Annotated in this window: 8 protein-coding genes; 5 read left to right on the forward strand and 3 right to left on the reverse strand. The window is 47.7% G+C overall.

Annotated elements, in window-relative coordinates; translation table 11 throughout:
* Window positions 1–7: 7 nt before the first annotated feature.
* Window positions 8–2,440: a nitrite reductase large subunit NirB gene (gene nirB / locus OIU26_RS02705; RefSeq protein ID WP_264215861.1), complete on the reverse strand. Its 2,433-nt coding sequence runs from the start codon at window positions 2,438–2,440 to the stop codon at window positions 8–10.
* A gap of 443 nt (window positions 2,441–2,883) precedes the next feature.
* Between nirB (OIU26_RS02705) and OIU26_RS02710 the strand changes: the two genes are divergently transcribed.
* Both OIU26_RS02710 and OIU26_RS02715 read left to right on the forward strand, forming a co-directional pair.
* Window positions 2,884–3,486, forward strand: coding sequence for an ANTAR domain-containing protein (locus OIU26_RS02710; RefSeq protein ID WP_264215862.1), 603 nt, complete (start codon window positions 2,884–2,886; stop codon window positions 3,484–3,486).
* Window positions 3,487–3,505: 19 nt separating this feature from the next.
* A complete protein-coding gene (locus OIU26_RS02715; RefSeq protein WP_264215863.1) occupies window positions 3,506–4,579 on the forward strand; it encodes an anthranilate phosphoribosyltransferase in 1,074 nt (357 codons plus the stop codon).
* A 23-nt stretch (window positions 4,580–4,602) separates the two neighbouring features.
* Here OIU26_RS02715 and nasC read toward each other — a convergent pair whose 3' ends face one another.
* Both nasC and nirB (OIU26_RS02725) read right to left on the reverse strand, forming a co-directional pair.
* Window positions 4,603–6,783, reverse strand: coding sequence for an assimilatory nitrate reductase catalytic subunit NasC (gene nasC, locus OIU26_RS02720; protein WP_264215864.1), 2,181 nt, complete (start codon window positions 6,781–6,783; stop codon window positions 4,603–4,605).
* Between the two features lie 79 nt (window positions 6,784–6,862).
* Window positions 6,863–9,037, reverse strand: a complete 2,175-nt coding sequence (gene nirB / locus OIU26_RS02725; protein WP_264215865.1) for a nitrite reductase large subunit NirB — start codon at window positions 9,035–9,037, stop codon at window positions 6,863–6,865.
* A gap of 427 nt (window positions 9,038–9,464) precedes the next feature.
* On the opposite strand from nirB (OIU26_RS02725), the gene OIU26_RS02730 reads away from it, so the two are divergent.
* The 3 genes from OIU26_RS02730 (at window position 9,465) to OIU26_RS02740 (ending at window position 13,803) form a co-directional block, all read left to right on the forward strand.
* Window positions 9,465–10,688 (forward strand): MFS transporter, encoded by a 1,224-nt coding sequence (locus tag OIU26_RS02730; RefSeq protein WP_264215866.1) that lies wholly within the window; start codon window positions 9,465–9,467, stop codon window positions 10,686–10,688.
* A 336-nt stretch (window positions 10,689–11,024) separates the two neighbouring features.
* Window positions 11,025–12,743: an NAD-dependent malic enzyme gene (locus OIU26_RS02735; protein WP_264215867.1), complete on the forward strand. Its 1,719-nt coding sequence runs from the start codon at window positions 11,025–11,027 to the stop codon at window positions 12,741–12,743.
* A 100-nt stretch (window positions 12,744–12,843) separates the two neighbouring features.
* Complete coding sequence (locus OIU26_RS02740; RefSeq protein WP_013371910.1) at window positions 12,844–13,803, forward strand: AEC family transporter; 960 nt, start codon at window positions 12,844–12,846, stop codon at window positions 13,801–13,803.
* The last annotated feature ends 336 nt before the right edge of the window (window positions 13,804–14,139 follow it).

Consider the following 14,139-nt stretch of genomic DNA (forward strand, 5'->3'; position numbering starts at 1 on the left):
CATCCCCCTATTCCATTACTGCCTTAAGCTCTGGCAGCTGCACAAAATTTTTGCGCAGCTCTTCGTTATGAATGATTTCGTGCCACGGATCCGTCGTTGTACTTAACGTCTCCTCAATTCTGCTTACCAGTCGCTGCCTCATCTCCGCATTTGCTAGTACCTGTTTGATCGAGTCTACGCCTACCCGTTCTACCCAATGAGCTGTTCGCTCGTTCCAATTCGCCTGCTCACGGTAATACTGTAAATAGGCACCAGTCCATTCCATCACTTCATCCTCGGTTTTTACAGTACACAGCAGTTCTGCTGCCCGCACCTTAATACCGCCATTACCTCCAATGTAGATCCCCCAGCCACCATCAATAGCGACAACGCCCAAATCCTTAATCGTCGCTTCTGCGCAGTTACGCGGACAGCCCGACACAGCCAGTTTGACTTTGGATGGTGCATTCAGACGCTCGAATGCCTTTTCCAACCGGATGCCCATACCCATAGCATCCTGTGTGCCGAAGCGACAAAAGGTGTTACCAACGCACGTCTTGACCGTTCGCAATGTCTTTCCATATGCATACCCTGACGGCATATCCAATTCAGACCAGATTCCCGGTAGATCTTCCTTTTTCACACCAAGCAAGTCGAGACGTTGGCCACCCGTAAATTTAACCAAAGGCACGTTGTATTTCTCCGCGACAGCGGCAATCTTCTTCAGGTCGGCAGGTGAAGTAACTCCTCCATAAATGCGGGGCACCACAGAGTAGGTACCATCCTTCTGGATATTGGCATGGTACCTTTCATTCGTGAATCTGGATTCCTTCTCATCCTCATAATCCAGTGGCCACAGCATACCTAGATAATAGTTGAGGGCTGGCCGGCATTTGGTACATCCTTCAGGTTCGTTCCAGCCCAGCACGTTCATCACTTCTTTGACGCTCTTCAGCCCCATTTCCCGGATACCATCAATAATCGCTTCCCGATCAAGCGTTGTACAACCACATATCCCTTCTTTAATCGGTTCTCCGGTTTCTGCACCTGCGTACAGCTGTAAGAGCCCCTCCACTATTGGCTTACAGCCGCCGCATGATGCCGATGCCTTCGTACAGGCCTTAATCTCCCCAAGACTCCTGTAGCCTGCCGCAACCGCCTCTCCAATGTCACCCTTGGATACACCATTACATCCGCATACAATTTCATCCTCAGGCATCTGCTCCAGCATCATGGTGCCACTACCTTCTGGTTGGCCAGGGTTAAAACCAAGTAACAACTCTTTCTCTCGACCAACCACCGAATCACCACTTTTGATCAGAGAAAACAACATGGCTCCATCAGATGTATCCCCAAACAGAACGGCTCCGAGCAGTTTTTCTTCCTTGATGACGATTTTTTTGTAGACGCCACCAATATCATCCTGATACCGCAGAGATCGCGTTTCTGGCTCATCCTTGTAATTGCCTGCTGAAAACACATCGACGCCCGATACCTTCAACCTTGTCGAAGTAACGGAACCACTGTAGCCGGGAGTCTCCATTCCCGCGAGTCGCTGAGCCAGGATACCCCCCTGCTCATATAATGGGGCAACCAGACCGTAAGTGATTCCCCGGTGTTCTGCACATTCTCCAACGGCGTATATGCCAGGAATGTTCGTTTCCATGTTATCATTTACGATGATGCCGCGGTTTACGGGAATTCCCGCCGAAACCGCCAGTTCAATATCTGGTTTGATACCTACCGCCATAACGATCAAATCCGCTTCCAGTTCGCTGCCATCAGCAAATTTCAGCCCTTCCACGCGACGACGCCCGGTGATAGCCGCCGTCCGCTTATTGACCAGAAAAGTCATTCCCTGTTCCTCCAGCTCGCGCCGTAACATAAAGGAAGCTGCCTCATCCAGCTGTCGGTCCATAATATATCCATTGATATGAATAACTGTAACGTCCATCCCCAAATTAAGCAGCCCCCTGGCTGCCTCTAGCCCAAGCAATCCGCCGCCGATAACGGCTGCTTTTTTGTGCGTCTTCGCCGTCTCTATCATCGTCTCGCAGTCACGGATATCCCGGAAACCAATCACACCATCCTTGTCGGCTCCTGGAAGCGGCAGAATGAAGGCTTTAGAACCTGTTGCCAACAACAGTAAATCATAAGAGACGCATACACCGGATCGTGAAGTCACCTGCCGATTTTCCGTATCGATAGCTGTGACAGGATCATCGGTATACAATCGGATATTATTCTTTTCATACCAACTCCAATCGTTGATGATAATATCCTGCAAACCTGCTCCTCCAGCCAGAACAGAGGACAGCATGATCCGATTATAGTTGGGATGGGGCTCGGCCCCAAATACCGTAATCTCATAAGCACCTGGTGCGATCTTCAGCAAATGTTCGAGAGTGCGTATCCCCGCCATTCCGTTGCCGACCAGCACTAATTTTTGGATGTAGTTCATTAGGTCACTCCCTCTCCATTTCTATCCTTAAAACATAAAAAGCCTGCTTCACATACGGGGATGAAAAACATCCCTCCACATGTAAAAACAGGCTCCATTGCCGTTTCATCGAATACGCCGTTGTATCCATCAGAGTATGAATTTAAAGTACTGTAGCCAATATATAACGATTCAAATCACATGTCAATATTCCTTACGCATTATCTTATAAAAAATTATATTTTATCACTAAGTAACATATCCATGACGTATAAAATATCACTCTTCTGCAAAATTAGGATTGATTTTCAGTCCAAAACACGCCAAAATGGTTTAAAAGTCTGTTTCCACTTCATTATGATGGAAAAGTAAAACCATCTCGCAAAGTTCTATGTCACATTTCTTATCAAGACATACAATCCTCATGCTTATTTACCCTTGAGTTAAAGAGAGGAGGAGCCCGCTTGCGTTCCTTGTTGGTAATCCACTTACACCCTGACCCTGCACCCGAGCAGGCAAACGCCATTCCCTCATGGCAGGCAGGACCTGAGCACCTTTTAGAATCCAACGGATACCTACCTTTGCCCTGCCGCAATGAATCTGAAATCAAACAGCTCATCCATAATGCAGATGCGGCAGTACTTAACATACCTGTCGGTACAATCAGCATGTGGAGCAGCAGGTTAGAGCAAACCAAAGCAATTCCGTTGCTCTGGTGGTGCAGCCCGATATCAGCGCTGTCATCGACGGAGGCTTGCGAAGCAGATGTGATTGTCGACGGTATTCTAACCCCTTCCATGGCAGCTCATGAGCTGAATTGGGCTCTTCATTTTAGCGCCAAACACTTTTTTGAACGCCAGCATTGGCAAAGTGAACGCAAACAACTGACCGCTCGGCTGGAAGAACGCAAATGGATTGATATGGCGAAGGGGATACTTGGCGAAGTAAACGGCATCCCGGAAGCGGAGGCATATGATCTACTGCGTAAAAAAGCGATGAATGAACGCAAACGAATCGTTGATGTGGCCATCTCCATTGTGAAAGCACAGCAAATGCTAAAAGCATAAATCTGAAAGGGGCCTGAACATGAATATCATTGAAATATTAAAAGAAGTTGGGCGCGGCAAAAGAGGCGCCCGTGATCTGAACTACGCCGAAGCCGAAGCTGCCGCCGAACTGATTATGACCCGGTCGGCAACCCCTGCTCAAATCGGAGCCTTCTTTGCCGCGGAACGCATCAAAATGGAGAGTGTTGACGAGCTAGAAGCATTCGTTAATGTCTGTCGTAAATATTCCCACCACTTTCCCATGGAGGAAGGTATTGATTTCGCTGGTCCGTACGACGGTAGAAAGTCATCATTTATTGCCACCTTCGCAACTGCCTTTCTGCTTTCCTCCTACGGAATACCTGTAACGATGCATGGCAGTGCACCTCTCCCTCCCAAATGGGGGGTTACACTCCCACTTTTGTTGCAGGAGATGGGGGTAGCAACTGCGGACATAACACACGAAACCGCCATTCATGCTGCGAAGCAGACAGGCGTGCTTTTCGTCGTTTCCGAACAATGGTGCACGCCCCTGCGAGATCTGCGGCCTATTCGCGAAGAGTTGGGGCTTCGCACAGTACTGAACACAGCCGAGAAACTAGTTGATTACGGTTCTTCCCCGTACATTGTATTCGGCGTTTTCCACAACACCGTATTCGACAAGACGGCGAAAGTTATGCAGAATCTGAATTATCGCAGGGCTTTGATCATTCAGGGGAGCGAAGGATCGGAGGACCTGTTCATTGATCGACCGACCCGGACTTACCTGTTTGCTAACGGTGAAGTGTCACTCCAGGTTATAGATCCCGAAATGTACGGGCTGGATTCGGTAGTACCAGAACACAACTGGACCCCCGCTGAACAACTGCGCATATCAGAGGAAGTGCTGCAAGGTACAGCTCCTACTGCCTTCTCGAACCAAGTGTTGCTCAACGGCGCGGTCCGACTGTTCGTTGCAGGGCGAGTAGACTCCATTGAGGAAGGCTTATATACCTGCAAACCACTGCTTGAAAACGGGGAAGCCTGGGATTTGTACTGCCGTTGGCGTGAAGTTATGTTGAGAAAAGAAATAAAAACGGGAGTCGGCACATCCGAAACCCGTTCGTATTTATAATATCAGTCTCATACAGTCGTGCTCTAGAATTGAGACCACTCCCCATTATGTCCACTGGTCGCAGATACAGCTAGACGAAGGGGACGGATGCGTACAGCAGCCGTTTTAAAGCCAGGCATCCGGCAGAACGGATCAAGGTCGGGGCGGGTCACCCGATTTACATTTTGCGCCCCGCCCCAATGCATAGGTACGAAAAGCGTATCTTCGCGAATATGTGGCCTGATCCGGCTGCGGACAGAAAAGCTACCGCGCTGGGATACTATTTCTACCCACTCCCCGTCCTTGATATACCAGCGCTGTGCTGTACGCGGATGAATTTCTACATAATTCTCAATCTCACGCGCGGCCAGCGAAGGACTTCTGCGTGTTTGTGCGCCGGTCAAATAGTGAGCCAGCACGCGGCCATTCGTCAAAGTAAGCGGGTATTCCTCGGATATTTCCTCTCCTGCTACACAGCTTTCAACCACTGTAAAAACAGCCCTTCGGTCGGAAAGAGCAAAGCTTTCCCGAAACATCGTATCCATACCAGCTTCATCCGTAGATGGGCATGGCCAATATACTCCTTCCTCGCGACGCAGCCTGTCATAAGTGATCCCGTAATAATCAGCAACCCCTCCCCGGCTAGCGAGGCGCAGTTCTTCAAAGATATCCTCTGTATCCTTGTACGCGAAATATCCACCCTTGTTCAGTCTTGAAGCTATCTGGCATAAAATGCTCCAGTCATCTCTAGCTTCGCCCGGTGCAATCCGCACCGCTTCCCGCAGCAAAACGCGGCCTTCTAGATTAGTCATCGTCCCCGTATTCTCCAAATAAGACGTCACAGGCAAAACAACGTCGGCCATTCGCGCCGTTTCAGTGAGAAACATATCCGCCACAATCAACAAATCCAGCTTTTTCAGCGCCTCCTCGACCAACCGGGCATTCGGGTTAGATACAACAGGATTAGAGCCCATCACGAACAGAGCTTGGATTTCTCTCCGATGAACCAGTTCCATCATTTCATAGGCCGACACTCCTTTTCCCGGTAAACTGCTTGGTTCAACTCCCCACATGGACGCAACATAGGCTCGATCTTCTTCATTCTCAATCGATCTGTAGCCAGGAAGCTGGTCAGCCTTTTGACCGTGCTCTCGTCCCCCTTGCCCGTTTCCCTGACCTGTGATGGCCCCATACCCACACCCTTCTCTTCCAATCTTTCCGGTGGCCAGCACAAGATTAAGAAATGCACGCACTGCCATGTGCCCATCCGTCTGCTGTTCGACACCCCTGGCAGTAAAAACGATACCCGTTTCCACACTGCCAAAGGCACGCGCTGCCTGCCGGATCATCTCTGCCTCAACTCCGCACAGCGCAGCCGATTCGTTCAGATCCACCCCATTCAAATGAGTCAACAACTGTTCATACCCGTTGGTCCGCTTGCGGATAAATTCTTCATTTACCAATCCCTCATCCACGATGACCTTTAGCATGGCATTGGCCAGTACAGCATCCGTACCCGGTCTGATTTGCAGGTGCAGATCGGCTATTGCCGCTGTGGGTGTCGCGCGCGGGTCAATTACGATGACAAACGCACCATTTTCCTTCGCTTGGTGAAAATAAGGCATTAACGTCGGCTGACATTCAGCGATATTCGTACCTGCAAGCACAATACAACGAGCCAACGGAATATCAGCCAGCCTGCAGGTCAGTCCGCGGTCAATACCAAACACTTTGCTGCCAGCAGATGCTGCTGCCGACATGCAAAAGCGCCCGTTATAATCGATATAGCGCGTACCAATAGCCACCCGCGCAAATTTCCCGAGTAAATAAGCCGTTTCATTCGATAGCGAGCCTCCGCCGTAAATGCCGATTCCGTCAGGGCCCTGCGTGGACAGCAGCGAAGAGAAACTGCTACCTACAGCATCCATTGCTTCCCCCCATTGAACGGGAACAAGCTTGCCCTCTTTGCGCAGTAAGGGCTGTGTCAGCCTTTCTGCATGAGTTGCATGCTGATGCGCATTCATACCCTTGATGCATAACCTGCCTTGTGAGGCTGCGTTAGGTTTGCCTTCCGCTTTATACACCGTTCGAATGATACCCGCGAGTGTCTCCGTTTCCGTACTAACGGTCATCTTACATTGCACGCTGCAAAATGGGCATTGTGTCTCCACCACAGGGAGGACGAATTGACCGGCTTCCAGTTTGTTTTCTCCTGACTGACACATAAAAGTCACCTTCTCTCTCCATTCGCTGCAATGTTACTGTCCTCGCACACGAATCTATCACTACAACTCCCACAATTCGTTAACCTGTCAGCATGGTGGACCGCAGGCTACCGGTCAGTTCACTTCGCAGAGTAGCGTCGAGCACACTTTCCCGCAGCGCCAGAACGCCAGTCCGTTCAATCCATTCCCACATTTTCTCCCCATACCTAGCACTATGCCTGTATATTTGCAAGCAGGTTACAGCCATCAGCACTACTTCTTCTGGATTCTCCTCCAATCCAAGCAGCAACCCCTGACGAACCGGGTGCCCTGCATGCCCACCGGCATAAACCTCCCAACCTGCTGGTGATCGGGATATTCCAATGTCATGGACAAGCACGCCACCGGGATACTCTGAACCCGGACTGACAGCAACCGCAACTGGTGACGGTAATGAAAGACTGCCCCATACTGCCGCCAGCCGCTCTCTTAGCCAGATCACTCCACCACAAGCCTGATCGATCGGGGCAGGATCAACACAATCCCGACGTCCAGCATTCAAATTTGTAAAACTCAGGCCCACAGAACCCACTTCCCCTTCGTACGGTACGGTGGACTGAACCGCAACGTCTATTCCCAGTTGATTTGTTGCAGATCCGTTCCGCAAACCTAGAGATTCCAGATAATAAAGTACAGCTGGACGACATAATTCACACCCCTGCTGTCTGGTCCAACCAAGACGGGATACTACTTCCTCTGGAGTTCGACAAACTGCGTCCACCATCGCTGTCTTAAGCGAATCATGATCATAATGCGTACAACCACACACAGAAACAACTTCTTGAGCAGTCGGAGTTACCACAGGTCCAGAAGCTGTCGCTCGGGACAAACCATTTTTGACCAGTGCAGCCACTAGCGGCCGGCAGCCTCCGCAGGAACCGGACGCTTTGGTACGGCTCTTCACCTCTTCAACTGTTTTCAACTTATCCGTGGCAATCGCTCGCAAAATATCCCCCTTGCTCACACCATTGCATGCGCATACCGTCTCTCCTTCGGGCAATGCTTCCGCAGCATCCTCCGCTTTGCTTTTGCTATTATTCTGGGATGTAAGCTCTGTAGTTGGCGCGCCGCGCCGTACCATTCCAAGCAGCGAGGTGCTTTCCGCCGTATCCCCAAACAAAATTGCTCCAGTGATATTGCCGGCGCGCATCATCACTTTTTTGTAAATCTCCTGCATACCGTTATATTCCATGATCGCGATCTCGCTGCCCTCTTCACGAATGTTTCCTGCCGAAAACACATGAATTCCCGCCACCTTGAGCTGTGCATACGGGACCGTCCCTTCATAGGGAGCCGTTTCACGACCACAAATCACCTTTGCCAGCACTTTGGCCTGCTCATATAGCGGCGCTACCAGCCCATATGAAATCCCGCGGTGCTCAGCACATTCGCCAACTGCGTAAATACCAGGAATACTCGTGCGCATATAATCGTCCACGACAATAGCACGGTTTACTGTCAGACCACTGTCCTGAGCCAAAGCGATATTCGGCCGGATACCAACCGCCAGCACAACCAAGTCCGTTTCCAATCTGTTCCCGTCTGCAAACACCAATCCTCGTGCCCGGTTGCGACCTATAATGTTGACTGTATCTTTCGCCAAATGAAACCGCATGCCCTGTTGCTCCAACCGTCGTTGTAAAAGTACAGCCGCAGTACGGTCAAGCTGACGATTCATCAGATACTGCGCATTATGAACAACGTCAGTTTCCATCCCCAGATTCAGCAAGCCTTGAGCAGCCTCAAGCCCCAATAACCCTCCTCCGATGACAGTGGCCTTGCGGTACGTCTTAGCATATCTCGCCATGGTTTCACAGTCATTTACATCACGAAAAGCAATTACTCCCTCTTTTCTAACTCCGGGAATGGGTGGCATGAAAGGCAATGAGCCAGTTGCCAGTACGAGAATGTCATAGGGCTCTTGAATACCGGATTCCGTTTCCACCATACCAGTTGCCACATCAATACGACACACACGTTCACCAGCTTGCAACTTTACCCCATTTTCTTCGTACCAGTCCCAGCTATGGGTAACGATATGTTGGAACGTACTCTCCTCCTGAAGCATTTTGGACAGGAGCACACGGTTGTATCCGGGCCGCGGTTCAGCACCAAATATTGTGATTTGGAACCGCTCCGGCTCCAGACTGATAATTTCCTCCACACATTTGATGCCTGCCATACCATTACCGATGACGACCAGTCTTTTTATCATAATAAATCCAGCCCCATTCTCCGTACTAAAATAAGACAGAAAAAGCCCTTCTCCATTCGATGGAAAAGGGCACCGTTGCCGTAAATGTCGGCACATCGTTGTACCGATATGTACTTAAGATTACTGAATTGTGAGCGTCATGTCAATATTTAATACATGAAACCTGTATTTAAACCTTATTTTAAATTTATTATAATTTTAATGTTATGTATATTGACATAGATAGAATGTCTTTTTATAATTTGAATTAAAATCACTACGATGTGATCATATCAAAGCGATGCACAATGAGGTGTGTCAAACACGGCAATGAAGCCGCAAAGCGTTTCCCAGATACGATGTCGGGACGATTTGCGGTTTTTTTATGTTCAACAGAAGATTGAGGACTGAGCTCTACAAACCACAATAAGAAGAGGAGAGATCGAGAATGAAGAAAAAAAGTTTCTGGCACAGCGGGCACAAGCCCACCCTATTGGGCTCCTTTCTGTATTTTGATATTAGCTTTATGATATGGGGAATGATCGGACCGTTGGTCGTTGTCATTGCTAATGACTATCCAATGGACCCTGTACAAAAAGCCAACCTTGTCGCTCTCCCAATACTTAGTGGTTCCCTGCTGCGACTCGTGCTTGGATTCATGTCAGATTATTTCGGTCCGAAGCTCACGGGACAGATCGGTATGCTTGTCACAATCATCCCTCTCCTGCTTGGCTGGCTGTGGGTTGATTCGCTGGAGCAGTTATACGCTGTCGCCCTGCTTCTGGGTGTGGCCGGAGCCTCATTTGCAGCTGCACTGCCGTTGGCTGGCCAATGGTACCCCAAAGAGCATCAAGGGCTGGCCATGGGAATTGCCGGTGCCGGCAACAGTGGGACCGTCCTCGCAACTTTGTTTGCCAACCGCATTGCCCAACATTTTGGCAGTTGGGAGGTCGTTTTTGGCTTAGCCATCATCCCGATTTTCATCGTTTTTGTTCTGTTTAGTATTTTTGCCCGCAACAGCCCTCATCGCCCAGCACCAAAAAGTCTCTCGCAATATGCTTCGGTGCTCAAACAGAGGGATGCCTGGGTGTTCTGTGCCTTTTATTGCGTGACGTTCGGCGGGTTCGTTGGCCTTTCTAATTATTTGACCATTTTCTTCAATACCCAATACGGTCTCTCCGCGGTCCATGCTGCTGATTTTGCAACCGTTTGTGTCATTGCCGGAAGTTTCTTTCGTCCTGTAGGCGGTTTTTTGTCTGACCGGATTGGTGGTTCACGCATGTTAATGTACTTGTATGCCGGGGCCGGGATTATGCTCGCCAGTATTGCATTTTTACCACCCCTTGCCGTGGTCGTAGTCCTGCTGTTCGTAGGTATGATGTGCCTTGGTGCTGGCAACGGCTCCGTATTCCAGCTCGTGCCGCAGCGATTCGGCAACGAAATCGGGCTCATGACCGGCATCGTCGGTGCTGCTGGCGGCATAGGCGGGTACTTTCTTCCCCTGATTCTGGGACATCTGTACAAATTAACGGGTTCTTACATGCCAGGCTTCATCTGCCTAAGCCTGATCACATTCTGTGCTCTTGTCCTCGTGATCATCATGCAATTGAAATGGCGCAACAGCTGGATGCGACGTTCTGCTCCAGTTGCTAATGAAGCCGTTAGATTTTAAGCCTCAATTATCCCTTATAATCAAAAATAGCTTAACTTCGTTTATAGAAAATGAAGTTAAGCTATTTCCTCATACATATTTAATCAAATTATAAATTCCATGAAAAAAGTCACATTTAATGAATATTTACCGAAAACATTATGAAAATTTAATGAATTTTTCAGTTGAAAATCATTGAAAATCGCTTTCATTTTCATATTTTTTCTTATGTAAACACTTATATAACCATTTTTCACACAACATACTTGTTCACTTGGTTTAAAATAAGGCGTATACTTGTTCACGAATTGTTCAAGGGTTAACCAAATGTATTTTTCAGGAAAGAGGGAATTGGAAATGCGTGCTTTTCATGTTACGGAAGATGGAACTATCGAAACCAAATTAACCGGAAAGGATCTTCTTGCCAACCCACTGCTGAACAAAGGAGTGGCTTTTACGCTGGAAGAGCGTCAGCAACTTGGACTTGACGGCCTCCTTCCTCCTACCATATTAACTATTGAGGAACAGGTTCAACGGGTATACGAGCAATTTCAAAGCCAACCAGATAATTTGCGTAAAAACGTTGCATTAAATGATCTTTTTAATCGGAATACCGTCCTTTATTATCGTTTGCTTTCCGAGCACCTGAGCGAGATGCTTCCGATTGTTTATACACCAACAGTCGGTCAGGCTATTCAGGAATACAGTCATGAATATCATAAACCAGGTGGTATGTATCTATCTATTGATAACCTTGCTGGCATCAAAGAAGCTTTTAAAAATTTGAACTTGGGCCCTGATGATATCGACCTGATTGTAGCCACAGATTCCGAAAGTATTTTGGGAATCGGGGACTGGGGAGTTGGCGGTATTAACATCTCTATCGGTAAGCTTGCTGTATATACAGCTGCTGCTGGAATTGATCCTAGCCGGGTGCTGGCCGTTGTGCTTGATGCAGGTACAAACAACGAAAAGCTGTTAGAAGATCCTTTATACATGGGGAATCGTCATAAGCGTGTACGTGGAGAACAATATGATCAATTTATTGATACTTATGTTCAAGCTGCACTTTCTTCTTTCCCGAACGCACTGCTGCACTGGGAAGATCTAGGTAACGTCAATGCTCGGAATATTATTAATAAGTACGGAAATAATATTTTAACGTTTAATGATGACATTCAAGGTACTGGCGCGGTTACACTCGCAGGTGTGATGTCTGGTGTCCAATTGTCCGGAATCCCACTGAGCAAGCATCGGGTTCTAGTGTTTGGTCCAGGAGCTGCCGGAATCGGCAATGCAGACCAAATTAGTGCGGCTATGATGCTGGAAGGATTGTCAGAAACTGAAGCAAGACGTAACTTCTGGGCATATGATTACCGTGGTCTGCTTACCAATGAAACGGAAGGACTTTTGCCATTCCAGGTACCTTATGTGCGTGATGCTGCCGAATGCCGTGACTGGGAGCATGCTGAAGATGGCAAAATCCCTCTGCTTGAAGTCATTCGCCGTGTGAAACCGACGATTATGATCGGAACTTCCGGTGTTGCTGGAGCATTTAGTGAGGAAATCGTGAAAGAGATGGCCAAGCATACAGAACGCCCTATTATTATGCCAATGTCCAATCCGACTCCTCTGGCAGAGGCAACTCCTGAAGACCTGATCCACTGGACGGAAGGAAAAGCCCTTATTGCAACAGGAAGTCCTTTTGAACCAGTAATCTACAACAATATTAAGTTTGAAATTGGACAATCCAATAATGCTTTCGTATTCCCAGGCCTTGGTCTTGGAGCAATCGTAGTAAAATCCAAAATTATAACAGATAGCATGTTTGCAGCAGCTGCCCATGCAGTAGCTCAAATGGTTGATTTGTCACAGCCTGGTGCTTCCCTGCTGCCAAAAATCAACGAACTGCGAGAAGTATCTGAAGCTGTAGCAGTGGCAGTCGCCAAGGCAGCCGTTCAAGATGGAGTTGCGCGTCATCAGCCGGATGATATCGTACAAGCGGTTCGGGAATCCATGTGGGAATGCAAATATAAACCCATCAAACAGTATGGACAGGAAGCCGTTCTGGTTTAAAAATAGCGAACAACATCAAAATTTATACTTGCTGTAAGCAAAGTGATTATTTAACTGATGTCCGCCATTTTTGGCGGACATCTTTATTGGAGGCGACATCATGGCTACAGGTCATATCTTTATTATCTTAATTCCTATTTTCTTTGTCATTTTAATTGGTTATTTTGCAGGTTTTTTTAAGGCTTTTAACCCAGCTTCATCTAAGGGATTAAATACACTGGTAACCAAATTCGCTTTACCTGCACACTTGTTTATTGGTATTACGACGACACCAAGAGAGACGTTAATCCAAAAGTGGCCCTTTCTTGTTGCATTGCTGCTTGGAGTGATCGGCTTTTACATTGTATTGCTCATCTTATATCGCTTAATTGCAAAAAAAGGTCTGACAGAATCCTCCATGTTCGCATTGAATTCAACACAGCCTTCTTTCGCATTCATGGGGATTCCGGTTTTGGGAAGCTTGTTCGGAAGTGCGGCGGTCGCCATTCCTATTGCGATTACCGGCATCGTCGTTAATGCGATTCTTGATCCGCTTGCAAGTATTTTGGGAACGGTCGGCCAGCGTAAATCAACAGAATCTGACGACACTAAAGGCAATTTATTTACAGTCACTATAAAATCTGTCCTTCATGGACTCAGCGAGCCGCTGGCTTGCGTACCCTTGATTGGTGTTGTATTGACTTTATGCGGATTCCAAGCTCCGAAGCTTTTGCAATCTATGTTTGATCAAATCGGCAATATTACTGCTGGTACGGCTCTATTTGCCATCGGGGTAACTATTGGAATTAAAAAGATTACGTTCAGTCCAAAAGCACTTAGTATCGCTGTACTGAAAGCGATCGTGATGCCTATGGTTATGCTCGGTATTGCTGTTCTGATCGGACTGTCCCCAGAGGATGTAACTAAAGCCGTACTGCTTGTCGCATTTCCCGGATCTGCTGTAGCCGCTATGATCGCGACCCGCTATGAATCACTGGAAACAGAAGCGGCATCTGCATTTGTTATAAGCTCAGTATTATCGCTCATTTCGCTCCCTCTGCTCATTTCACTACTTGTATAATGACAGAAAGCTTTCAACGTTCAGCGAAAGACTGTTATATATAATGGTTAAGGGCATTCGTTCGCTCTCATTTATCTTATTTTTTAAATATTGTCCAAACAATAAAGTGACTTAGTCATATTTGAGCTGAAAACCAGTATGATATCCCGTTTTGCTAGCAAGCGGCAACCTACATTTATTCCATGTGGGTTGCCGCTTTTTATTTTTGGTAAGCTTCCATACCTTTTGTTGGTTCTTATCATTATTTTTTCACTATCCATCAGTAAGTATATCCCAATTGTAATAATTCGCTAACATTTATAAAGGAAATTGACGAAATATATAAGGGATAGCTGT

The organism is Paenibacillus sp. BT-177 (genome assembly GCF_025846815.2).
Classification (GTDB): domain Bacteria; phylum Bacillota; class Bacilli; order Paenibacillales; family Paenibacillaceae; genus Paenibacillus; species Paenibacillus polymyxa_C.

Bases quoted from the DNA above. Each gene is read 5' to 3' on its own strand.
- nirB (WP_264215861.1), bottom strand. From the start codon at position 2,440: ATGAACTACATCCAAAAATTAGTGCTGGTCGGCAACGGAATGGCGGGG.
- OIU26_RS02715 (WP_264215863.1), top strand. From the start codon at position 3,506: ATGAATATCATTGAAATATTAAAAGAAGTTGGGCGCGGCAAAAGAGGC.
- nasC (WP_264215864.1), bottom strand. From the start codon at position 6,783: ATGTGTCAGTCAGGAGAAAACAAACTGGAAGCCGGTCAATTCGTCCTC.
- nirB (WP_264215865.1), bottom strand. From the start codon at position 9,037: ATGATAAAAAGACTGGTCGTCATCGGTAATGGTATGGCAGGCATCAAA.
- OIU26_RS02730 (WP_264215866.1), top strand. From the start codon at position 9,465: ATGAAGAAAAAAAGTTTCTGGCACAGCGGGCACAAGCCCACCCTATTG.
- OIU26_RS02735 (WP_264215867.1), top strand. From the start codon at position 11,025: ATGCGTGCTTTTCATGTTACGGAAGATGGAACTATCGAAACCAAATTA.
- OIU26_RS02740 (WP_013371910.1), top strand. From the start codon at position 12,844: ATGGCTACAGGTCATATCTTTATTATCTTAATTCCTATTTTCTTTGTC.